Here is a 21,433-nt window from a genome sequence, read left to right as displayed (position 1 = left end):
ACTGAAGGCGTCCTTCGGCACGGCGACGGCCACAACGTCGAGGCGCCGCGCGGACGCTAAGAAGAGCCGCCGAAGGGGCCGCCGACGATCGTGAACGCGACGAAGAGGATGAGCACCGACAGCGCGGTGTAGGTAAGGACGTCGACGGGCTTGCCGCGGATGGCCAGCAGCCCCGCCTTCGGCGCGGGCAGGATCGCGCGGAGCAGCCCGGCGAGCAGGAGCGCGCCGCCGATGAGCACCGCGCCCTCCCGCCAGTGGTACTGGAAGATCCGCAGCGCGGCGACCGCGACGACGAGCAGGACCAGCGCGAACGGCAACTGCTCCCGCAGCGCGCGGCGGTCGCTCCGGTGTCCGGCCACGGTCATCAGCCCGCGACCGTACGTTCCGCGGCCTCGACCACGTTGCTGACCAGCATCGCCCTGGTCATCGGGCCGACACCGCCGGGATTGGGCGACAGCCAGCCCGCCACCTCGGCGACGCCGGGGGCGACGTCGCCGGTGAGCTTGCCCTCGACGTGGGAGACGCCGACGTCGAGCACGGCGGCGCCGGGCTTGACCATGTCCGGGGTGATGATCCCCGGCACGCCCGCGGCGGCGATGACGATGTCCGCGCGGCGGACCTCGGCGGCGAGGTCGCGGGTGCCGGTGTGGCAGAGCGTCACCGTGGCGTTCTCGCTGCGCCGGGTGAGCAGGAGGCCGAGGGTGCGGCCGACGGTGATGCCGCGGCCGATGACGGTGACCTGCGCGCCGGCGATCGGCACGTCGTGCCGCCGGAGCAGCTCGATGATCCCGTACGGGGTACACGGCAGGGCGCCCTGCTCGCCGAGCACGAGGCGGCCGAGGCTGACCGGGGCGAGGCCGTCGGCGTCCTTGGCCGGGGCGATCCGGTCGAGCACGCGGCCGGGATCGAGGTGCTTCGGCAGCGGCAGCTGGACGATGTAGCCGTGGCACGCCGGGTCCGCGTTGAGCTCGTCGATGACGGCTTCGAGCTTGTCCTGGGTGACGTCGCCGGGCAGGTCACGGCGGATCGAGTTGACGCCGATCTTCGCGCTGTCGGCGTGCTTCATCTTCACGTACGCGTGGGAGCCGGGATCGTCGCCGACCAGCACCGTGCCCAGCCCGGGGGTCACCCCCCGCGCGGCGAGCGCCGCCACCCGCGGGCGCAGCTCCGCGAAGATGGCGTCCTTGGTGGCCTTACCGTCGAGAACCTTGGCCGTCATGGGCATCATTCTGGCAAAGCGCTCCCGGGGGTGTCCCCGCGCGTCGCTCCCGGCTTTCGGCGGGACTCTCCCGTATCGTGACGCGGACACCACGTTCACCCGGGCGCGATCATGACGTGATGTAGGCCACTCCGCATCCACCGAGGTCAGCGGGCGTGTCGGGTTGGCGGAGGGCGGCAAAACCCACATGCGGGGTGCACGCGCGCGCCCAAGCAGTCAAAATGTCCCCGTGGCACAACCGACGACGCAGTTGAACGCGACGGAGCAGGACACCCTGGTCAAGCAGATCGGCCTCGCCCTGCTCCGCGCCGCCCCGCGCGATTGGCGCAAGGTGACCGCCGAGTACCGGGCTGTCGGCAGGTACCACGAGCTGACCGGGGAGATCATCACCGAGGACGGCACCGCGCAGGAGTGGGTCGCCACCCACGACATCGCGACGCTGTTCGGGCGCCTGCGTGCCGGGATGTACCGCGACGGCCGTGGCACCTGGTTCAACGCGCGCTACCAGCTCGATCACCCGTCCAGTTACAACCTCGAATACAACCGCGACGAACCGCAATGGGGTCTCGCGCCGCCGCCGCAGGCCTACTCCGACGAGCTGCGGATGTTCCCGCGGTCCGAGGAAAACGTGCCGGACTGGCTGATCCGCCGGATGTCGGGCCTCGGCCCCGAGCAGCCCGGCCCGCACTTCCGCATCGCCCGCATCTTCGACACGATCGGCCCGGCGGGCCGCCCGGTGCTCAACCGCCCCGAACTCGAGGTGGAGGAGCAGGACCGGCTGCTGGAGTACCTCGACCACGCGCCGCTGGTGGTCACCGAGCGCGGCTACGACATCGACCGGCTCGCGCAGACCCCGGAGGCCACGGTCCCGGTCGCGTTCCACAGCGACGGGCAGTGGATCTGGCCCGCGGCGGTCAACTTCTACCTGCGCACCTACGGTGTCTCGCCGGAACCGGACCTGATCGAGCACGTCCGGTCCGTCGGCTTCGCACTGCCGCCGGTCGACGACGCGACGCTGCAGGCCGCGGGCGGGTACCTGACCCGGGGCAACCAGCCGCCGCAGCAGCGTCCCGGCGGACCGCCCCCGCAGGCCGCGCCGCCGCCTCCGCCGGTGGCCCCGCAGGCGTTCGCGCCCCCGGCCCCGCCCTCGCCGGACGGCCCGCCGCCCGGTGAGCCGCCCGCGCCGGTCGTCGACAGCCCGCTCGCCGTGCACGCGCCGCCCGCCGAGCCCGCCGCCGCACCGCAGGCCGAGCCGCCGTTCGAAGAGTCCTTCGAGCAGCACCAGTACGCGGAGCCCGCGCACGACGAGCCCACCGGGGACTACGCCGAGCAGCGCTACGAAGAAGACGACGCGTACCGGCACGACGAGTTCGACGACCGGTTCGCCGACGAGCCGGGGCACGAGGAGCAGGCGGAGCCGGTCGCGCACGCGGCACACGGCGCCGAGAGCAACGGCACCTCGCCCGAGCCGGGTCACCACCCGGACCTCGACGAGACCGAGGAGTACTCGCCCGCCCCTGCCCACGAGGACGGGGACACCGGGCCGGTCCAGCAGGTGCCCGCGGAATCCCCGGTGGCCGCGCACGAGGAGCCCGAGCCGTACGAGCCCGAGCAGCAGTACCAGGCCGAGCAGTACGAGTCCGAGGCCTATGAGCCGGAGCCGTACGACCCCGGCCCGCCGACCATGATCGCGACCGAGCCCGGCATCCCCGGGGTGCCGCCGGTGCCCGGCGCGCTGCCGGTGGCCGAGCCGGAACCGCACCAGGACCCGCCGCCCGCTCCCCCGGCCCCGGCGCAGCGCGAACAGCCGTCCGGTCCGCGCCGGGCGCTGCGCGAGGAACCGCGGCGCGAGGACCGTCATCCCGAGCCCGCGCTCGCGGATCTCCAGGACAAGCTGGACGACCTCGGCGTCCCGGCGGAGGGCTACCGGCTGGGCGCGCCCGCCGACCTCGGCTGGAGTGTCGAACAGGTCGACGAGGGCTGGCGGGTCGGCTGGTACGACGGCGAGCTGAGCAACCCGGCGGTCTTCGGGGACGCCGAGGACGCGGCCGCGTTCATGCTGGGCAAGGTCCTGCTCAACCCGCACGGTCACGTGGCCGCCCCGCCGCCGCCCGCCGAGCCGGAGCCCGCGCGGCCGGATCCGGCGGACGCCCCGGCGCCCCCGGTGCTGGCGACGCTCTCGCCGGAGATCGCGACCGGCGCGCACCCGATCCCGCCGCGTGAGCCCGCCCCGGTGCGGGAGTCCGTCCCGCCGCGCGAGCCGGTCCCGCCCCGTGAGGCGATTCCCGCGCAGGAGCAGACGGCGTTCACCACGGCCGAGGAACTGCTCGGCGACGACCCGCTCGACGAGCAGGCGCCGCCCGCGCGTGGCCCGCAGGCGCCCCCGGCGCCGCCGGTTCCCGCGCTGAGCGGCCAGGTGACTCCGCCGCCACCGCCCGCGCCGCCGCGCCGGGAACCGCCCGTGGCGGCACCGACGACGGTCGTCCCGGTGCCCCCGCCGCCCGCGCCGCGCCGCGAGGCACCCGTGCGGGCCGCGCAGGGCGCTCCCGCGTCCGGCGGTGGCGGAGGCGGCGGGAACCAGCAGTGGCCGATCGTGCCGATGTCCGGGGAGCCGCCGCTGACGTTGTTCCGCGGCAAGGAGCTGCGGGAGCTGCCCGCGGGCAGCGAGCTGGACCGGTTCGGCGGGCCGAGCGGCAATCTGACCTACGCCGCGGGCACGCCGTTCGAGGAGCGTTCGCTCGTGCCCGAGTGGGTCAACCGCCCGTACCACGTGTACCGCGTGCAGCGTCCGCTGGAGACGCTCGCCGGTGTCGCCATCCCGTGGTTCAACCAGCCCGGCGGCGGCTCGGCGTACCTGCTGCCCGCGTCCATCGAGGAACTGCTCGCCGAGGGTGACCTGATCGAGCTCGACCCCGGCGAACCCCCGGTGGACTGACCAGCCAGGCGAAAACGGGGCACGCGAGTTCTCGCGTGCCCCGTTTTTCTTTGCCCTACTTGACGATCAGGCCGTGCGCGGCGGCGTAGGCGACCGCCGTCTCGGCGTCGACGTAGGCACCGGCGAGATCGGCCTGGACGAGCCCGTTGGCGTCCAGGACCGCCCCGCGCAGATCCGCGCCGGACAGCTTCGTGCCGCCCAGCCGCGCGCCGGTCAGGTCGGCGCCGCGCAGGTCCGCGCCGGTGAGATCGGTGTCGGCGAGGTTGACCTCGCGCAGCCGCAGCCCGGACAGGCCGAGCCTGCGCAGCCGGGCCCTGGTCAGCGAAGCCAGCGACAGATCGCATTCGGTCAGCGCGATCCCGGTGAACCCACAGTCCACAAAGGACGAACCGAGCAGCGAGCAGGAACTCCACCTGCTCTCGCCGAGCGCCGTCCTGTCGAACACGCACGAGCGGAAGGCCGACGCGTCGTGCCGGGAGCCGCCGAGATCCGCGCCGGAGAAGTCACACTGGTCGAAGGTGCAGCCCCTCGTCCGCAGGCCCCGCAGGTCCGCCTCGGTGAAATCGCATCCGGTGAAGTGGCGTTTTTCCCACCACTGTCCGGAAAGCACGGCCTCGCGGTAGTCCTCGGCGGTTTCGGTGGTCACCCGGCAAGGATGACACACCCGGCTCCGGCGCGGTCAGGCCTTGCGCACCTCGGGTGCCACAGCGGCTCACGAGGCCGCGTCAGCCGGTGCGGGCCCGGTCGTGCCGCTCCTGCGCGGCGAGCACGGCGCTCCCGTTGTCCTCGATCCACCGCACGAGCGCGCCGAGCGGCCGCAGCACCCCGTGCCCGAGGTCGGTGAGCGCGTAGCTCACCTTCGGCGGCGTGGACGGCTCGACGGTGCGTTCGACGAGGCCGTCGCGAACCAGCGTCCGGAGTTTCTGCGCCAGCACCTTTTCGCTGATGCCGTCGATCTTGTCGCGGAGCTCGTAGAACCTTCGCGGACCGTCCCCCAGCGCGGCGAGGATGAGCGTCACCCACCGGCCGGTGAGGTTCTCGACGATCATGCGTCCGGGACACACGCTGTTGAACACGTCACCCACGGGTGTGGCCGGACCCTTGCCCATCTGCGCGCCTTCCTGCCGGTCCCGAGCTTACCTGGAGGTATGCCCTTACAAAAAGTAAGCTTATCTGGTTGCCTGGACCCCGCCGGTGAAAACCGCCGGATTTCCTTGGCACGAGGGAGGAATCCATGAACCAGTCAGTACCGGTCGCCGTGGTCAGTGGGGCGAGCCGCGGGGTCGGCGCGGCGACGGCCCGGGAGCTCGGGCAGCGCGGGTACCACGTGATCGTCAACTACCACAGCAACGCCGAGGCCGCCGACGGTGTCGTCAAGTCGATCGAAGCGACGGGCGGAAGCGCGGAGGCGATCCAGGCGGACGTGCGGGAGGAGGAGCAGGTCGCGGCGATGATCGACCGGGTCACCACCGCCCGCGGTCGCGTCGACGCGCTGGTGTGCAACGCCAACACCGCGCAGCCGCCGCTGGAGCCGCTCCTTTCGCTGCCGTGGGAAACCTTCGCCGCGAAGGTCAACAGCGAGCTGGCCGGCGTGTACTTCCTGACCCAGCGTGTGCTGGCGATCATGCGGGAGCAGCGGTCCGGGCGGATCGTGTACGTGTCGAGCACCGCCGCGGACGTGGTGGGCAGGCTCGCCGCGCATTCCACCGCGAAGGCGGCGCTCAACACCTTCAGCCGGCACGTCGCCGCCGACGCCGCCCAGTACGGCGTCACGGTGAACACCGTCGCCCCCGGCGCCGTGGACACCGACGCGACCGCGGACGTCTTCACCGACGGCGTCCGGCAGTACCTGCGGGAGCGCTCGGTGTTCGGCAGGCTGCTCACGCCCGAGGACCTCGCCCGCACGATCGCGCTGGTGGCCGACGACGGCTTCGGCGCGGCGACGGGGCAGATCATCCGCGTCGACGGCGGCTACAACGTGCTGGAGCAGCAGCTCGGCGGGGTGAGCGTCGCACTGGCGAAGCCCACGGCATGAGACGGGGGCCATCCGGCGCCGGAGACCGGGGGCGATTGCCTGACAGGTAATGGTTCCCGGCCTTCTCCGGCCCGGGGAAACGCTCAGCGGAAGTCCCGGGACTTCGACGGGATCCGCGTCGGCAGCGGCTCGAACCGCTCGGCGAGCACGTTGATCACCCCGTCGACCTTCTCCACCATGCCGTGCACCAGCAGCGCGGCACTGGACCGGGCGACCCGGTGGTAGCGCTGCCAGACGTGGCGGGTACAGACGATGTTGACCATGCCGGTCTCGTCCTCGAGGTTGAGAAAGGTGACCCCGCCCGCGGTCGGGGGCCGCTGGCGGTGGGTCACCGCGCCGCCGACGAGGACGTGACTGCCGTGCGCCTGGTTCGCCAGCCGCGCGGCCGAAAGCACGCCGAGCTCGTCGAGCCGTTCGCGGACGAACTGGATCGGGAAGCTGTCCGGGGACAGTCCCGTCGCCCAGACATCGGCGGCTGCGGTGTCCATTTCGGACATTCCGGGAAGGGTCGGGGCGTGCACGCCGGTCGAGGTGCCGGGGAGCTTCTCCGGCCTGTCCTCGGCCGCCGCGCCCGCCGCCCAGAGCGCCTCGCGGCGTTCGAGACCGAAGCAGGCGAACGCCCCGGCCGTGGCCAGCGCCTCGACCTGTGGCCGGGTCAGCCGCACGCGGCGCGCGAGGTCGGACATGCTGGTGAAGGGGCCGGCGTCCGCGCGTTCGGCCACGATCGCCTTGGCCAGTTCCTCGCCGATCGTGCGGACGGTGCCGAGGCCGGTACGGACGGCGTGGAGATCTCCCCCTTCCGGCAACGGTTCCAGCGTCGCACCGGACAGGCTGAGGTTGATGTCCGGTCCGTGCACGGTGACCCCGTGCCGCCGCGCGTCGGCCACGAGCGACTGCGGCGAGTAGAACCCCATGGGCTGCGCGCGCAGCAGGCCGGCGCAGAACGCGTCCGGATGGTAGAACTTGAAGTAGGCGCTGGAAAACACCAGATGCGCGAAGCTCAGCGCGTGGCTTTCCGGGAAGCCGAAGTTCGAGAACGCCTTGAGTTTCAGGAAGATCTTCTCGGCGAGTTCGAGTCCGACGCCCTTCGCGGTCGCGCCGTCGAGGAACCGCCGCCGCAGCCGTTCCATCTTCTTCTCGGATCGTTTGGCGCCCATGGCGTGCCGCAGCTGGTCGGCCTCGGCCGCGGTGAAGCCCGCGGCGTCCAGGGCGATCTGCATCATCTGTTCCTGGAACAGCGGGACGCCCTTCGTCTTGTTCAGCGCGTTGGCCAGCAGTGGGTGGTCGTGCTCCCACTTCTCCTTGCCGGTCTTGCGGCGGATGTAGGGATGGACCGAGCCGCCCTGGATCGGCCCCGGCCGGATCAGGGCGACCTCTACGGCGAGTTCGTAGAAGTTTTCCGGCTTCAGGCGGGGCAGGGTGGCCAGCTGGGCCCGGCTTTCCACCTGGAACACGCCGATCGCGTCGGCGCGCTGGAGCATCTCGTAGACGCGCTTGTCCTTGAGATCCAGCTGCGCGAGGTCGATGTCCCTGCCCTTGTGGTCCCGGACCATTTCCTGCATGTAGTGCAGTGCCGAAAGCATGCCGAGGCCGAGCAGGTCGAACTTGACCAGTCCCGCGACGGCGCAGTCGTCCTTTTCCCACTGCAGCACGCTGCGGTTCTCCATCCGCGCCCATTCGATCGGGCACACCTGGCTCACCGGTTCGTCGCAGATCACCATGCCGCCGGAGTGGATGCCCAGATGCCGGGGGAAGTCTTCGAGCGCGCAGGCGAGCTGGACGACCTCCTCCGGGATGTCGTGGTCGTGGTCGGATTCGGTGTCGTGCAACGGTCCCCAGCGGTCGATCTGCTTGCTCCAGGCGTCCTGCTGCCCCGGCGCGTACCCGAGTGCGCGCGCGGCGTCCCGCACCGCCGAACGCGCGCGGTAGGTGATCACGTTCGCGACCTGCGCGGTGCGCAACCGGCCGTATTTCCGGTAGACGTACTGGATGACCTCCTCACGCCGGTCGGACTCGATGTCGATGTCGATGTCCGGGTAGCCGTCCCGGTCTGGGGCCAGGAAGCGTTCGAAGAGCAGGCCGTTGTCGACCGAGTCGACCTTGGTGATCCCCAGCGCGTAGCAGACCGCCGAGTTCGCCGCCGATCCCCTGCCCTGGCAGAAGATGTCGTTTTCCCGGCAGAACCGCACGATGTCGTAGACGATCAGGAAGTACCCGGGGAACTCCCTTTCCTCGATGATCTTCAGCTCGTGCTCGATCTGGTCGTACGCCTTTTCCTGGTGGGCCTTTCCCTCGTAGTACTCCTCCGCCCCGGCGGCCACCCGATCCCGCAGGTAGGTCGTTTCGTTGTGCCCCGCCGGGACGTCGAACGGGGGCAGCTTCGGCGCGAGCAGTTCGAGGGCGAAGGCGCATTCCTTGCCCAGCAACGCGGAGCGTTGCACCGCGCCGGGGTAGCGTGCGAAGATCTCCGCCATTTCCGCGCCGGAACGCAGGAACGCCGTGGTGTCCGGGGGAAGCCAGCCCGCCATCTCCTCGATACCGCGCCTGGCCCGGATCGCCGCGAGCGCGGTGGCCAGCTTTCCGCGTTCCGGCCAGGGGTAGTGCGCCGCGGTGGTGGCCACCGTCGGCAGGCCGAACTCCGCCGCCATCCGCCAGAGCAGATCGTTGTGCTCACTGTCCAGCGGGAGCCCGTGATCGGTCAGTTCGACGTAGACGCTGTCCCGGCCGAAGAGGTCGACGAGGCGGGCGAGTCGCTCCGCCGCCGCGGCCGGGCCCTCGGTTTCCAGTGCCGCGCGGACCGATCCCTTGCGGCAGCCGGTGAGCACGACGCAGTTCCCGGCGACCTCTTCGGCGACCGTCTCCAGCCGGTAGACCGGTTTTCCTTTCTCCGCACGGAGTTCCGGGGGCAGCTTCGCGTCGTCGTGCCCGTGGAGCTGGCCGGCGGTGATCGCCCGGCACAGGCTGCGGTAGCCGTCGGTCCCCCTGGCCAGCAGCAGGAGATGCTCGCCATCGGGGTCGGCGATCCCGTTCTGTGGCCCGGAAAGCCCGATGCTCAGCTCCGATCCGTACACCGTGGCCATGCCGAGTTCCTTGGCCGCCTCGGAGAAGCGCACCACCCCGTACATGCCGTCGTGGTCGGTGAGCGCGATCGCGTCCAGGCCGAGCCGGGCGGCCTCCTCCACCAGTTCCTCGGGATGGCTCGCGCCGTCGAGGAAGCTGAAGTTGGAATGGCAGTGCAGCTCGGCGTACGGGACCCGGACCCCGCTGCCCCCGTCCTCGGCCCCGCGCAGGGGCGGCGGATCCTGGGGCCGCCGCCGGTTTTCCCCGCGCCCGGCCGCGCCGTCGACGGTGGTGTCCCCGGAAAGCGCGCCGGCGAGGTCCTTCCAGGGCACGGGCGGGTTGTTCCAGCCCACGGGTCACCGGTTCTCCGGCGAGACCCGGGGCACCGGGATCGGCAACGACGGCGCGGCCTCCTCGGGGAGTTCCCATGCCTGCCACCGCGCCGGTGTCCCCGGCTCCGCCCGCAGCCAGTCCCGCACGCTCCGCCGGTATTCCTCGTCCATGCTCAGTCGTACATCCCTTCCACTGTCCACACGGGATTCTCGGTGCCGACACACAGCGCCAGCACCGCTTCTTCGTTCTCGTCCCGGCCGCCGGCGAGCAGCAGCGGGACCCGCGCCCGGCGATCGCCCGCGTACCACGCGGCCCAGCCGAGGATGTCCCGGTCCTCCCCGCCCAGGCTGATCCGGTGCGGTGGCGCGGTGACCCGACGCCGCGCGGTGACGCCCACCGGATTCCCTTCGGCGTCGAAGACCTGAGCGGGCAACGGGCGTTCCAGCACCGTCGCCGGGGACGGCGAGGGCAGCCTGCCCCGCCACCGCGCCTCCTCCGCCGGGCCCGGCTCGTGCCGGTCTCCCCATGGCACCTTCCTGGCCCGTTCGGCCGGGCCGAAGCCGCCGCCGAGGCCGGCGGTGAGCACGCCCTCCGGGCCGAGCAGGCCCTGCACCCTGGCGAAGGCCCGGCCCGCCCGCTCGGTGGCGACGACGTCGTCCTCTTCCAGCCCGGTGCCCCCGGACCGGCCCCGCCACAGCCCGAGTTGCAGGGAGCGCCCTTCGACGAGTTCCTCCGGCTCCAGCCGCAGCCGTGCCACGCCCGCCGTCGGACGCTCTCCCGGCGCGGCGCGCAGCCAGCTCTCGAACTGCCAGCGCACCCGGTCGGCGACGCCGTGCGGCGTCAGCGGTTCGGCGCAGCGCCACACCCGGCCGAGCTGTTCGCCTTCCTCGGTGACGGCGTAGACGCCGAGCCGGGTGCAGGCGAACCCGCGGTCGGCGAGGCGGGCGTGGAACTTCGCGCCGAGCCCCTTGGCCCGGAACGCGGCGACGTCGATCCGGTCGAGCGGCGGGTCGAAGATCTCCGCCACCGCCAGGTCCTCCGGCGACGCGCGGCGCAGCGGCGGGCGTTCGGACCGCCCCCTGGCCAGCCGGTGCGCGAGCACCCCGTCGAGGCCGAACCGCGAGGCCACGTCCCGCTCGGCGAGCCCGGCGAAGGCGCCGAGTGTCCGGAGGCCGAGCCTGCCGAGCAGGTCGGCCAGACCGGCGCGCTCGGTGCCGGGCTGGTCCAGCTCCCGGATGGGCAGCGGCGCCAGGAACTCCGCGCCTTCGCCGGGTTCGACCAGCTCGCCGTACCGGGCGGCGAGGGTGGCGGCGAAGAGCCCTTCGGAAACACCGACCTGGCACTCCACGCCCGCGTCCGCGGCCACCTTGTCGACCAGCGTCTCGACGAGCCGGTGCTCACCGCCGAAGTAACCGGCCGCCCCGGACACCGGGACCGCGACGACACCGGGCCGCACCACCTCGACGCCGACCACCAGCTCCTCGACCGCGCGCGCCACGGTCTCGAAGAGCCGGGCGTCGCGTCCGTCGTCCGCGGTGAACACGGCAAGGTCCGGGCAGCGGGACTGCGCCTCGCGCCGCCGCATTCCCCGGCGCACCCCACGCCCCCGCGCCACCGCGGAGCAGGCGACGACCCGGTTGGCCGAGAACACCGCGACCGGCCGCACCAGCGGCACCCCTGCGGTGGCGGCCGCGGCGACCGCCGGCCAGTCGGGGCACCACAGCACCAGCATCCGGGCGGGCAGCGGGCCGGTCATCCGGTGGCCTCCTCGCACGCCACCGGCTGCGTGACGGGGGCCGGGGACGCCGCCGTGTCCGCACCGACGACGGCGCCTCCCGGCCCCGGCAGCAGCAGCTCCGCCGATGCCGGGCGGGTGGCCGCGCCCCGGCCACGCACCCGCACCGACATCCGCCGCGCCCGTAAGGAGCCGTGACCGCGAGCCAGCCCCTGCCAGCGGTCACGGCTGCTCGAGAGCTCCACCTCGGCGCCCGGCCAGGGGCCGAGGGAGAGCAGCACCGCACCCCGGTGCCGGGCCCGCGCGGACAGCCGCCGCGCCACCGCGGGCGGCACCACGGTCCCGTTGACCGCGACGAGGTCGACCCCGTCGAGCAGGGCCGCCACCACCGCGGCGAGTTCCGTGCCCGGCCGGGGGACCAGCGCGAGGCGGGACAGGTCCACCCCGAGCTCGTCCGCCGCGGCCAGCCCGAGTGAAGGCACGCCGACCACCGCCGCCCACGACCCGGCGGCGGTGGCCCCGGCGAGCAGGGCGAGCAGCAGCGAGGTCGATCCGTGCACTGCCACGGTGCTCCCGCGCCGGAGCCCTGTGGCGGGGAGGAGACCGGCCAAGGCGGGCAAGACCGGGAGCACCCTTCCCGGCGTTCTCGCCTGCGCACGGCTGGCCGTGCTCACCCCTGGCAGCGCCGCGAGCCGCGCCACGGGCGCGACCGGCGTTTCCACCACGGCCGTCACTGCTGCACCTCCCCACTGCGGACACGCGCCCGCCCGCCACGCCCGGAAACGTGGCGGAGGGCAACGGAGCGCCGCGGGGAAGGCGGCTTCACTCGGTGTTGCACTCTTCCAAAGCATCGAACATCTGTTCGACATGTTCAGTCAACCCGGATCCGCCCCGGTTGTCAAGCGCGGCGTGACGGACAGCCGTGTTTGTCGTGTGTCGGACCGGTTTGTCGTCCGTGCCGGGCACTGGGACGGCGTGGTTCAGGGCATCGACACCGGTTCCGGGACCGGTGCCCCGTCGCAGCCGCCGATGGCGGGCACCCCGGTCTCGAAGAACCGGACCACCTTGCTCGCGCAGGGCAGGTTCGCCAGCGAGCCGTGGACGTCGTCCCGCACGGTCAGCACCGCACCACCGATGCGCTGACGCATTTCCCACGCCCCGGCATAAGGGGTCACGGGTTCGTACTGGTGCCCGATGATCTGCAGGTCGCTGTGGCCGGGGCGGTAGTCGAAGGCCTTCCCGGCGTACGGCCACCGCACGCAACTGCCGGCGTAGACCGGCACATCCGCGGTGGACATCGGGTACTGCTCGCGCAGTGCGCTGAACTCCTGCCACACGCGGTCCAGATCGCGGGTTCCGGTGGTGTCGGCGCAGTTGATTCCGTGCTGCACGAACCGGTTGAGCGTGTACGGGCGCTTCTCGTCCCAGCCGAACCCGGCCGTGGTCGCCGCCTTGGGCTGCCGCGCGGGCGGGTTCTTCCCAGCCCGCACAGCGGCCAGCGCCGAGGCGCCGTAGCCCCAGTCCGGCGAAAGGGACAAGGCCATGTTCTGCACCCAGGTGTCGTTCAGCTCGAGCGTCTGGCCGTTCACCACGACCGTGCGCGGATGGGCCTTGAGTTCGGCACTGAGCGCGAGTTCGGTCGCGTACACCTGGTCCCCGGTCGCGCCGAGGTGGAGCACGGCGTCGCGTTCGGCCATCCAGCCGGCGAACCGGAGCAGGTTGTCGTTCTGGGCTTTCGTCTCGTCCGCCTCGAAGTGGTCGAGATCCAGGTCCGGGGGCAGCACCGAATCGATCGCCATCCGCCCGACATGGTCGTCGAACAGGCTTCGGTAGGCCGCGCCGAGGCCGGTGCCCCAGGAAATGCCGAAGTAGTCGAGCTTCCGCTCGCCGAGGGCTTCCCGGACCCGGTCCAGGTCCCGCGCGATGGTCTCGACGCCGAGGTGGGCGGCGAACTCCGGGTCCTTCGCCGCGCAGCCGCCGTAGAGGTCCGAATGCCACGTGATCCAGGTGGCCAGATAGTCCTTTTCGGACTGTCCGGGCCGCGGCCGCGGTGCACCGCCGAGGCCCTGGCAATCGACCTGCCCGCTGAACCCGGTACCACGCGGATCGAAGCTCACCAGGTCGTAGTACTTGCCCAGCTCGCCGAGCTTGCTGGTGCGGACGAGTTCGGGCATCGACATCCCGGTGCCGCCCGGCCCGCCCGGGTTCAGCATCAGCACCCCGCGCCGGTGCGCCGGATCGGACGCCGGGATCCGGTCCACCGCCAGTTGCAGCGACCGACCGTCCGGCCGGGCGTAGTCGACCGGCACGGTCACCGTCGCGCATTCGGCGCTCGTACCGGCCTGCTTCGGCCACGACGGTGCAAGTTGCGTGCACGGCGTCCAGGTCGGCGACGCCTGCGCCGCCTCGGCCGGCACGGCGAGCCCGAGAGCCGCTACAGCCGCGCCGGCTATCGCCACCATCTCCCGCAGGACCATTTCCATCCTCCTCGACTCGAACCCACCACCGATACGGCACCGCGAACTGCTTGCGCGCCAAGGAACCGGAAATCCGGCAGCCGACCCCGGCCCACGGTTTCGCCGGGGTAGTCGAGGGAGGCAGGGCGCCGGGTTTCCCTCCGGCGAATTCGTGACCGAGGACACATTCACGGTGGTGCGCAGTGGGGCACCCCCGGCATGCTTACGACAAGTAGCAGCGGTGCGACGGCAGGCGTCGCGGTCAGGCGCGGATCGCGGGCCCGGGGTCCGGATCGACCCCGGTGGCGGCGCTCGTGATCCGCCAGAGCTCGTTCGCGAGCCCCCGGTCCCTGGCAGCCGCCGAGCGACGCGCCGGACCGGCCGGGCCGCGGATCTCGAACGGTCCGGCCGGGCCCAGGTAGTCGCCGCCATCAGCCGGTCCCGTGGCGGCGACGAGCTGGGGTGCGATACCGGCGGCGACCGGCTGCGAGAGGTATCGGTCCGGCAGCACGAGAAGGCGGGACCTCCACGTGCTCCCGCGGGCCAGGGCGTTGGCCAGCAGCTGTGACGTCGTCAGTCCCGGGTGCGCGGCGATCGACAGCACCGGGTCGCCGGCGGCGCGCAGCCGGCGATCGAGCTCCGCGGCGAACAGGAGGTTCGCGAGCTTGGAGGCTCCGTAGGCGCGGGTTGGCGAGTAACGCCGGCGCTCCCAATGCAGGTCGGCGAGGTCGAGTCCACCGGTGCGGTGGCCGAGGCTGGACGTCGTCACGACCCGGGCGGGCCGCCCGCGATCTCCGGCCGCCCGCAGCGCGGGCATCAGCAGCCAGGTCAGCGCGGCCGGGCCGAGGTGATTGGTGCCGATCTGCAGCTCGAACCCGTCCGGGGTCCGGCTGTGCGGCCCCAACGACACCGCGGCGTTGTTGATCAGCACGTCGATCCGGTCCCCGGCGCGTTCCCGGATCTCCGCGGCGGCGGCCCGTACCGAGGAGAGGTCGGCCAGGTCGAGCAGAACGGGCTCGGCCGACCCGGTGCCGTCGATCCCGGCGCGCACCTGGTCGACGGCCGCCGCGCCACGCTCGGCGTCGCGAACGGTCATCAGGATCCGGGCACCGGCCGCCGCCAGCGCACCGGAGAGGGCGAGGCCGAGGCCGGAGGTCGTCCCGGTCACGACGATGGTGCGGCCCGTCAGGTCGGGCAGGAGTTCTTGCGGAGACGGCATGGATCGATCCCTCCCGATTCAGTCAGCCGGGCCCAGTGCCCGGCAACTCATATGACACTGTCATATGGAATAGCCTGCCCAGTTCGGATGACACTGTCAACTAGAATGGCCGCTGTGACACGCACCGAGACCGCCGAGGCCACGCGGCAAGCTCTTGTCCGCGCCGCTTCCGAGCTGCTCGACCAGGGCGGTCCCGACGCGGTGACCCTGCGCGCGGTCGGAGCTCGGGCCGGAGTCTCACGAGGTGCGCCCTACGGGCACTTCGAGAACAAGGGACATCTGCTGGCCCAGCTCGCCATCAACGCGTGGAGTTCACTGGCGGACGACGTCGAGCACCTTCGCGCGAACCTCGAGTCCACTTCGGACATACGGCTGGAGCGAGCCGTTCTGGCGTTGATCGACGTCGCTCGCCGGCGGCCACACCGGTACGCGCTGATGTTCAGCGCTCCGGCTGACACGCCTGCGGCGCTGAAGGCCGCGGGCCGTCTCGAGGGCGTGTTCCTGGCCCTGGTCGCGGATGTGGTCGGCGAATCCGACGCGCCTCGGTACGGCGCGCTGCTGATGTCGAGCGCACACGGCATCGCGGGCATGGAACTCAGCGGTCATCTGGCGAAGGACACGTGGCGGGTCAGCGTGGAGCAACTCGTGCACATGCTGATCGACGCGATCCGGCACGGGATCCCCGCGGCAAGGGACAGCCCGTGAGTCGCGGGGTTTTCGCCGGGCACACGAGGGGCCGACCCGCCCGGGTTCCGACGGTGCTCAGCGGCGGAAGTCCCAGCGGGTGGCGCCGTACGGCTCGGCGGTGGCCACGCCGACGGCGGTGTCCAGCGTGAGCCGGTAGAGGTGCCATGGCGCGGGTCCCGCGCTGGGCGCGCTGTAGGAGGCCGTGAGTCCGCCGTCCGCCGCCGAAGCCGGCCAGCCGCCCGAGCGGTAGACGGCGGCCGCTCGCTCCAAAGTGGACACATCGGTGACCCGGTGGGCCGTGCCTTCCAGCACCAGGTCGATGCCGCGCAGGCGCACCGAAACACTACAGGCCGGGTTCGCCGCCAGGTTGCGCGATTTGCGGGTGCCCGGCCCGCTCGTGAAGTACAGCGCGCCGTCCAGCCAGACGGCGCCGACGCCCGCCGAATGCGGCCGTCCGTCGGGGCGCACGGTCGCGAGGAAGAACGTCAGGTCGACGCCGGGGGTGTCCTCGACGAGGACGTCACGCGGGCGGCTCCACGGAAGTTCCGGGGACCCGTATCGGTCGAGGTTGGTGGTCGAGGCCGGTGCGAAATCTTTGTCAGTCATACCAGTGCGTCGAACGGGGTGCGCCCGGTTCGACAACCGGGAGCCGGTTTTTTGTCGGGGTGCCCGGCTACTGTCGCCGACGTGGCAACCGAGGGCGGGACCGACCGGGCCACCGGCGGAAAACAGCACAGCTGGCGGATCGAGCCGCGGGAGTACGCCCGGCACGAGGCGCGCCGCGGCAGGCGGTTCGCGTTCCCCCGGCTCGTCCCGGCGCGGACCGCGCTGGTGGTGATCGACATGATCCCGTTCTTCGTCGAGGAAAACCCGTACTGCCGGGGCACCGTCCCCGTCGTCGACCGTCTCGCGGGCGCGCTCCGCCGGGCGGGCGGCACGGTCGCCTGGGTGGTCCCGGCGGTGCCGGCGCGGGCGACGGCGGCGGCCGTGGCGTTCTACGGCCAGGAGGTGGCCGAGAAATACCGTGCCGGGGGCGGCGCGGGTCCGCCCCCGGCACGGCTCTGGCCGGGTTTCCAGGTCCACGAAGGTGACGTGGTGGCCGAGAAGTCGGCGGCCAGCGCCTTCTTCCCCGGCCGCTGCGTGTTACCGGAAGTGCTCGCGCGGCAAGGGATCGACACCGTGCTGATCACCGGCACCCTGACCAACGTGTGCTGTGAGTCCTCGGCGCGGGACGCGAGCACCCTCGGCCTGCGTGTCGTCATGGTCGCCGACGCGACCGCGGCGGTCGGCGACACCGAGCACAACGCCACCCTGCACACGATCTACCGGTCGTTCGGCGATGTCCGTCCTGCCGAGGAGGTGCTGACGATGATCGCCGACGGCGGTGCCCGCGCGGCCGGTCCGCCGTGAACGGCTCAGCCCGCCCGGTGCTCCAGCAGGGTGGTGGCGATGGCGAGCTGGACCGGTTCCAGCGCGGTCTTGCCGTCCTCGATGTCCCACAACGCGTTCTGCAGCACCCGGCCGAGCGTCCAGCCGGTGGCGCGCCGCCGGTCGAGGTCCAGCGTCTCGGTCAGCAGGTCGAAGCGGCGGAGCACCGCGCGGGGCACGTCGCCGGTCGCGACCACGTCGTCCCAGCGGTTGTCCAGCGCGGGCAGGAGATCGAAACCGGGATCGCCGGCGAGCGGTTCGGGATCGATGGCCAGCCAGGGTTCCCGGTGCCCGGCAAGGATGTTGTCGTAGTGCAGGTCCCAGTGCAGCAGGCGGTCGCCGGGCTCGGTGATCAGCTCGGCCACGGCGGACGCGCAGGTGCGGACCAGGCGCCGCTCGGCCGGATCGCGCAGCGCCGGGACCGCGCGCGGCGCCTGCCGGAGCATCGCCCCGGCGATGTCGGCCAGCCCGCGCAGGCCCGCCGGCGCGGGCACGGCGGTCAGGCGCGTGAGCAGGTCCGCGAGGATCACCATCGCGGCGCCGTCGTCGGGCAGCGCGGACAGCGGGCGGGTCTCGTCCAGCCGTTCGAGCAGCATCACGCCGGTGTCCTGGTCGAGGTCGAGCAGCCGGACGACGCCGTCGCCGTTCCACGTCCGCAGGCCCAGCGGCGCGCCCGCGTTGTCCTCGCTGGCCTGCTGGAGCTTGAGCACCGCGCGGACGCCGTCTGCGCGGATCACCGGCAGCACGAGCGAGGCCATGCCGTGGGTGACGGGGCCGTCCGGGCGCAGCGCCCAACGTTCGAGGAACTCCTCCGCCTGCCGGGGCAGCGCGGCGAGCCACGCGCGGCCGCTGTCGTTCCCGCTGTGGATCGCGGCCAGTGCTTCGGGGACGTCGATGGGTGTCGACGTGTTCATGGGTTCTCCTTCGTGACTTCCGGTTTCGGTGGTGGCACGAAGGAGTGCTGGGGGTGCCCGGCAGCCGGGCAGGCGTCAACGCATGTCCCCGACGGTACCCGAACCGGCCACTGTGCTCCGTCACGATCGATCCGGGGAAATGCCGAGCGGGTTCCCCATGGTGACGAACCGGTCACCGCGCGATCATGGGCTGGTCCGCATCCGCGTCACCAAGGAGTGATGGCATGGCGCGCACGTCGCATCGGGCCCGGTGGTGGGCCGGGCTCCTCACGATCATCACCGCGGTCGCGCTGCTCACCGCGCCGGCCGCGGCCGCCTCGCAGGCCGGGTTTCCCCCGGTCGACGGCCACTGGGCCGATCCTGGCCCGTTCCCGGTCACGACCGAGGCGCTGGACGCGGCCCACACCGTGTACCGGCCAACGATCCTCGGCGAGAACGGCCTGAAGCATCCGGTGATCGTCTGGGGCAACGGCACCGGGGCGACGCCGCCGGTCTACGGCGCGCTGCTGCGGCATCTGGCGTCGCACGGGTTCGTCGTCGCGGCGGCCGACACGATCAACGCCGGATCGGGGCGGGAAATGCTCGACGGCGCCGCCACACTCATCGCGGAGAACGGCCGCGCGGGCAGCGAGTACCACCAGAAGATCGACGTCGGACACGTCGGCGCGACCGGGCATTCACAGGGCGGCGGCGGGGCGATCGCGGCGGGCGCCGACGCGCGGATCTCCACGACGGTCCCGATCGAGCCGGGGCCGCAGGGCCGCATCAGCGCGCTGCACGGCCCGATGTTCATCCTCGGCGGCCAGGCCGACCTCATCGTCGCGCCACCGCTGCTGGTGATCCCGCGCTACAACCAGGCGACGAAGATCCCCGCGATCTACGGTGAGCTGGCCGGTGCCACGCACTTCACGCCGGTCGGCGACGGCGGGGGCTTCCGCGGCGCGATCACCGCGTGGTTCCGGTTCTGGCTGATGGGCGACGAACAGGCGAGGCCGGTGTTCTTCGGCCCGGCGACGAGCTGTCGGCTGTGCGACGACCACGCGTGGTCGAGCGTCCGGCGCAACGCGCCGGCCCAGGCCATTCCCGGTTCCTGACCCCGGCCCGCGCGAAGTGCGTTTAGCGGGCTAAACGCACTTCGCGCGGCAGGTCAGTGGGCGAAGTGGCGGGTGCCGGTGAGGTACAGGGTGATCCCGGCGGCCTCGGCGGCGGCGATGACCTCGGGGTCGCGGATCGACCCGCCGGGCTGCACCACCGCGCGGACCCCGGCCTCGATGAGCACCTCGAGGCCGTCCGGGAACGGGAAGAACGCGTCGGACGCGCCGACCGAGCCCTTGGCCCGGTCCCCCGCCCGCGACACCGCGAGCCGCGAGGAGTCGACGCGGTTGACCTGGCCCATCCCGACGCCGACGGTGGCGCGGTCGTGCGCGAGCAGGATCGCGTTGGACTTCACCGCACGCAGCGAGCGCCACGCGAACTCCAGGTCGGCGAGGGTCTGCTCGTCGGCGGGCGAACCGGTGGCGAGCTGCCAGTTCGCCGGGTCGTCGCCGGGCGCGTCGATCGCGTCGACGGTCTGCACCAGCACGCCACCGGAGATCGGCCGGAACTCGATCGGGTCGGGGCTTTCGATCGCGGGCAGCTTCAGCAGCCGCACGTTCTTCTTGCGCCGCAGGATCTCCAGCGCCTCGTCATCGAAGTCCGGGGCCAGCACGACCTCGGTGAACACCTCGGCGATCTGCTCGGCGGCCTCGCGGCTGACCGGCCGGTTGGTGGCGATCACGCCGCCGTAGGCGGAAACCGGGTCGCAGGCGTGGGCCTTGCGGTGGGCCTCGGCGACGTCGACGCCGACCGCGATGCCGCACGGGTTGGCGTGCTTGATGATCGCGACGGCGGGCTCGGCGAAGTCGAAGGCGGCGCGACGCGCGGCGTCGGTGTCGACGTAGTTGTTGTACGACATGGCCTTGCCGTGCAGCTGCTCGGCGTGCGCGAGGCCCGGCCGGTGGTGCCGGTAGAGCGCGGCCTTCTGGTGCGGGTTCTCGCCGTAGCGCAGGACGTCCGCGCGTTCCCAGGTGGCGCCGGTGAAGTCGGGGAAGCCGGAGTCGTCCGCCGGGGCGTACACGTTGGCGAACCAGGACGCGACGGCGGTGTCGTAGGCGGCGGTGTGCGCGTAGGCCTGCGCGGCGAGGCGCCTGCGGTCGGCGAGGTCGAAGCCGCCCGCGGCGACGCGGTCGAGAACCCATTCGTAGCGGGCCGGGTCGACGACGACCGCGACGCTGCCGTGGTTCTTCGCGGCGGCGCGCACCATGGCCGGGCCGCCGATGTCGATGTTCTCGACACAGTCCTCGGGGCTCGCGCCGGAGGCCACGGTCTGCGTGAACGGGTACAGGTTGACCACGAGCAGGTCGAACGGCGCGATTTCGAGCTTGCGCAGCTGCTCGACGTGGTCGGCGTTGTCCTGGTCGGCGAGCAGCCCGGCGTGCACGCGCGGGTGCAGCGTCTTGACCCGCCCGTCGAGGGACTCGGGGAAGCCGGTGACCTGCTCGACGGGAGTGACCGGGACACCGGCGTTCGCGATGACCTTGGCGGTGCCGCCGGTCGACACGATCTCCACGCCCGCCGCGTGCAGGCCGGTGGCGAGCTGGAGCAGGCCTGCCTTGTCCGAGACGCCGATCAGCGCCCGGCGGATCGGGCGGCGCCCTTGGCCGGTACCGGTCTCGCTGCCAATCTCGCTCACGAAAAACTCACCTTTCGTCCGTCGACGGCGCAGCCACCACGGCCCAGTCGCTCGATCGTTTCCACCAGGAGCCTGCGTTCCACGGCCTTGATCCGCTCGTGCAGGACGTCTTCGTCGTCTTCGGGCTCCACGATCACCGCTTCCTGCGCGATGATCGGCCCGGTGTCCACCCCGGCGTCCGCGAAGTGCACGGTCGACCCGGTGACGCGCACGCCGGCGGCGAGCGCGTCGCGCACCGCGTGCATCCCGGGGAACGACGGCAGCAGCGCCGGGTGGGTGTTCACCACGGTGAACCGGCCGAGGAATTCGGCGCCGAGGATCTTCATGAACCCGGCGGAGACGACCAGGTCGGGCTGGTAGGCGCCGGCGGCCTCGGTGAGCGCCTTGTCCCAGGCGGCGCGGTCGGGGTGGTCGGCGACCCGCACGGTGAACGACGGGACGCCCGCGCGCTCGGCTCTGGTGAGCGCCTCGATGCCGGTGCGGTCGGCGCCGACGGCGACGATCTCCGCCGGGTAGCCGGGCTGGGCGGCGGCGTCGAGCAGCGCCTGCAGCAGCGTGCCAGAGCCGGAGGCGAGCACGACGATCTTCACCGGAGTGGGCAGGTCCAAGCGGCTGGCCAGAACGGGCTCCTTGCTCGGCGGTACGCCCCGGGCGCACGGCGCTTCAGCAGGTCGCGTCAAC

Annotated in this window: 19 protein-coding genes; 5 read left to right on the top strand and 14 right to left on the bottom strand. The window is 72.4% G+C overall.

Annotated features, from left to right (window positions below):
* Window positions 1–56: 56 nt before the first annotated feature.
* Window positions 57–365, bottom strand: a complete 309-nt coding sequence (locus ABD987_RS22740; RefSeq protein WP_345397026.1) for a DUF3017 domain-containing protein — start codon at window positions 363–365, stop codon at window positions 57–59.
* Complete coding sequence (locus ABD987_RS22735) at window positions 365–1,219, bottom strand: bifunctional methylenetetrahydrofolate dehydrogenase/methenyltetrahydrofolate cyclohydrolase (RefSeq protein ID WP_345397023.1); 855 nt, start codon at window positions 1,217–1,219, stop codon at window positions 365–367. The genes ABD987_RS22740 and ABD987_RS22735 overlap by 1 nt, the downstream gene beginning before the upstream one ends.
* Before the next feature lie 187 nt (window positions 1,220–1,406).
* On the opposite strand from ABD987_RS22735, the gene ABD987_RS22730 reads away from it, so the two are divergent.
* Window positions 1,407–4,154, top strand: a complete 2,748-nt coding sequence (locus ABD987_RS22730; protein ID WP_345397020.1) for a glycohydrolase toxin TNT-related protein — start codon at window positions 1,407–1,409, stop codon at window positions 4,152–4,154.
* Window positions 4,155–4,209: 55 nt separating this feature from the next.
* On the opposite strand, the gene ABD987_RS22725 is transcribed toward ABD987_RS22730, so the two are convergent.
* Window positions 4,210–4,800, bottom strand: a complete 591-nt coding sequence (locus tag ABD987_RS22725) for a pentapeptide repeat-containing protein (RefSeq protein ID WP_345397017.1) — start codon at window positions 4,798–4,800, stop codon at window positions 4,210–4,212.
* A 79-nt stretch (window positions 4,801–4,879) separates the two neighbouring features.
* Complete coding sequence (locus tag ABD987_RS22720) at window positions 4,880–5,263, bottom strand: winged helix-turn-helix transcriptional regulator (protein ID WP_345397014.1); 384 nt, start codon at window positions 5,261–5,263, stop codon at window positions 4,880–4,882.
* A gap of 125 nt (window positions 5,264–5,388) precedes the next feature.
* Here ABD987_RS22720 and ABD987_RS22715 point away from each other — a divergent pair, with 125 nt between their 5' ends.
* The gene (locus tag ABD987_RS22715; protein ID WP_345397011.1) at window positions 5,389–6,189 is read left to right on the top strand and encodes an SDR family oxidoreductase; all 801 of its coding nucleotides are present in this window, start codon (window positions 5,389–5,391) and stop codon (window positions 6,187–6,189) included.
* Between the two features lie 83 nt (window positions 6,190–6,272).
* Here ABD987_RS22715 and ABD987_RS22710 read toward each other — a convergent pair whose 3' ends face one another.
* The 6 genes from ABD987_RS22710 to ABD987_RS22685 form a co-directional block, all read right to left on the bottom strand.
* Complete coding sequence (locus tag ABD987_RS22710; protein ID WP_345397008.1) at window positions 6,273–9,602, bottom strand: error-prone DNA polymerase; 3,330 nt, start codon at window positions 9,600–9,602, stop codon at window positions 6,273–6,275.
* A 3-nt stretch (window positions 9,603–9,605) separates the two neighbouring features.
* The gene (locus ABD987_RS22705; RefSeq protein ID WP_345397005.1) at window positions 9,606–9,752 is read right to left on the bottom strand and encodes a hypothetical protein; all 147 of its coding nucleotides are present in this window, start codon (window positions 9,750–9,752) and stop codon (window positions 9,606–9,608) included.
* Between the two features lie 2 nt (window positions 9,753–9,754).
* The gene (locus ABD987_RS22700) at window positions 9,755–11,338 is read right to left on the bottom strand and encodes a DNA polymerase Y family protein (RefSeq protein ID WP_345397002.1); all 1,584 of its coding nucleotides are present in this window, start codon (window positions 11,336–11,338) and stop codon (window positions 9,755–9,757) included.
* Window positions 11,335–12,051 carry a hypothetical protein gene (locus tag ABD987_RS22695; protein ID WP_345396999.1) on the bottom strand — a complete coding sequence of 239 codons (717 nt, stop codon included), beginning with the start codon at window positions 12,049–12,051 and terminating at the stop codon, window positions 11,335–11,337. Before ABD987_RS22695 ends, ABD987_RS22700 begins: the two co-directional genes overlap by 4 nt.
* 246 nt (window positions 12,052–12,297) lie before the next feature.
* Window positions 12,298–13,794 carry an alpha/beta fold hydrolase gene (locus ABD987_RS22690; protein WP_345396996.1) on the bottom strand — a complete coding sequence of 499 codons (1,497 nt, stop codon included), beginning with the start codon at window positions 13,792–13,794 and terminating at the stop codon, window positions 12,298–12,300.
* Between the two features lie 241 nt (window positions 13,795–14,035).
* Window positions 14,036–14,992 (bottom strand): SDR family NAD(P)-dependent oxidoreductase, encoded by a 957-nt coding sequence (locus ABD987_RS22685; protein ID WP_345396993.1) that lies wholly within the window; start codon window positions 14,990–14,992, stop codon window positions 14,036–14,038.
* Window positions 14,993–15,097: 105 nt separating this feature from the next.
* On the opposite strand from ABD987_RS22685, the gene ABD987_RS22680 reads away from it, so the two are divergent.
* Window positions 15,098–15,697: a TetR/AcrR family transcriptional regulator gene (locus tag ABD987_RS22680; RefSeq protein ID WP_378273080.1), complete on the top strand. Its 600-nt coding sequence runs from the start codon at window positions 15,098–15,100 to the stop codon at window positions 15,695–15,697.
* 57 nt (window positions 15,698–15,754) lie between these two features.
* On the opposite strand, the gene ABD987_RS22675 is transcribed toward ABD987_RS22680, so the two are convergent.
* Window positions 15,755–16,285, bottom strand: coding sequence for a pyridoxamine 5'-phosphate oxidase family protein (locus ABD987_RS22675; RefSeq protein ID WP_345396987.1), 531 nt, complete (start codon window positions 16,283–16,285; stop codon window positions 15,755–15,757).
* Between the two features lie 81 nt (window positions 16,286–16,366).
* On the opposite strand from ABD987_RS22675, the gene ABD987_RS22670 reads away from it, so the two are divergent.
* Window positions 16,367–17,089 (top strand): isochorismatase family protein, encoded by a 723-nt coding sequence (locus ABD987_RS22670; RefSeq protein WP_345396984.1) that lies wholly within the window; start codon window positions 16,367–16,369, stop codon window positions 17,087–17,089.
* A 5-nt stretch (window positions 17,090–17,094) separates the two neighbouring features.
* Here the strand turns inward: ABD987_RS22670 and ABD987_RS22665 are convergent, their stop codons facing one another.
* Window positions 17,095–18,021, bottom strand: a complete 927-nt coding sequence (locus ABD987_RS22665; RefSeq protein WP_345396981.1) for an aminoglycoside phosphotransferase family protein — start codon at window positions 18,019–18,021, stop codon at window positions 17,095–17,097.
* 224 nt (window positions 18,022–18,245) lie between these two features.
* Here ABD987_RS22665 and ABD987_RS22660 point away from each other — a divergent pair, with 224 nt between their 5' ends.
* Window positions 18,246–19,115, top strand: a complete 870-nt coding sequence (locus ABD987_RS22660) for a poly(ethylene terephthalate) hydrolase family protein (protein WP_345396978.1) — start codon at window positions 18,246–18,248, stop codon at window positions 19,113–19,115.
* Between the two features lie 53 nt (window positions 19,116–19,168).
* On the opposite strand, the gene purH is transcribed toward ABD987_RS22660, so the two are convergent.
* Complete coding sequence (gene purH, locus ABD987_RS22655; RefSeq protein ID WP_345396975.1) at window positions 19,169–20,752, bottom strand: bifunctional phosphoribosylaminoimidazolecarboxamide formyltransferase/IMP cyclohydrolase; 1,584 nt, start codon at window positions 20,750–20,752, stop codon at window positions 19,169–19,171.
* Window positions 20,749–21,360: a phosphoribosylglycinamide formyltransferase gene (gene purN / locus ABD987_RS22650; protein WP_345396972.1), complete on the bottom strand. Its 612-nt coding sequence runs from the start codon at window positions 21,358–21,360 to the stop codon at window positions 20,749–20,751. The genes purH and purN overlap by 4 nt, the downstream gene beginning before the upstream one ends.
* Between the last annotated feature and the right edge of the window lie 73 nt (window positions 21,361–21,433).

This window comes from Amycolatopsis samaneae (genome assembly GCF_039541975.1).
Taxonomy (GTDB): Bacteria; Actinomycetota; Actinomycetes; order Mycobacteriales; family Pseudonocardiaceae; genus Amycolatopsis; species Amycolatopsis samaneae.
This window is presented reverse-complemented; position numbering and strand designations above follow the sequence as displayed.

Coding starts and splice junctions, on each gene's coding strand:
- ABD987_RS22685 (WP_345396993.1), bottom strand. CDS start 14,992: ATGCCGTCTCCGCAAGAACTCCTGCCCGACCTGACGGGCCGCACCATC.
- ABD987_RS22690 (WP_345396996.1), bottom strand. CDS start 13,794: ATGGTCCTGCGGGAGATGGTGGCGATAGCCGGCGCGGCTGTAGCGGCT.
- ABD987_RS22675 (WP_345396987.1), bottom strand. CDS start 16,285: ATGACTGACAAAGATTTCGCACCGGCCTCGACCACCAACCTCGACCGA.
- ABD987_RS22740 (WP_345397026.1), bottom strand. CDS start 365: ATGACCGTGGCCGGACACCGGAGCGACCGCCGCGCGCTGCGGGAGCAG.
- ABD987_RS22700 (WP_345397002.1), bottom strand. CDS start 11,338: ATGACCGGCCCGCTGCCCGCCCGGATGCTGGTGCTGTGGTGCCCCGAC.
- ABD987_RS22730 (WP_345397020.1), top strand. CDS start 1,407: ATGCGGGGTGCACGCGCGCGCCCAAGCAGTCAAAATGTCCCCGTGGCA.
- ABD987_RS22715 (WP_345397011.1), top strand. CDS start 5,389: ATGAACCAGTCAGTACCGGTCGCCGTGGTCAGTGGGGCGAGCCGCGGG.
- ABD987_RS22680 (WP_378273080.1), top strand. CDS start 15,098: ATGGCCGCTGTGACACGCACCGAGACCGCCGAGGCCACGCGGCAAGCT.
- ABD987_RS22735 (WP_345397023.1), bottom strand. CDS start 1,219: ATGACGGCCAAGGTTCTCGACGGTAAGGCCACCAAGGACGCCATCTTC.
- ABD987_RS22720 (WP_345397014.1), bottom strand. CDS start 5,263: ATGGGCAAGGGTCCGGCCACACCCGTGGGTGACGTGTTCAACAGCGTG.
- ABD987_RS22660 (WP_345396978.1), top strand. CDS start 18,246: ATGGCGCGCACGTCGCATCGGGCCCGGTGGTGGGCCGGGCTCCTCACG.
- ABD987_RS22665 (WP_345396981.1), bottom strand. CDS start 18,021: ATGAACACGTCGACACCCATCGACGTCCCCGAAGCACTGGCCGCGATC.
- ABD987_RS22705 (WP_345397005.1), bottom strand. CDS start 9,752: ATGGACGAGGAATACCGGCGGAGCGTGCGGGACTGGCTGCGGGCGGAG.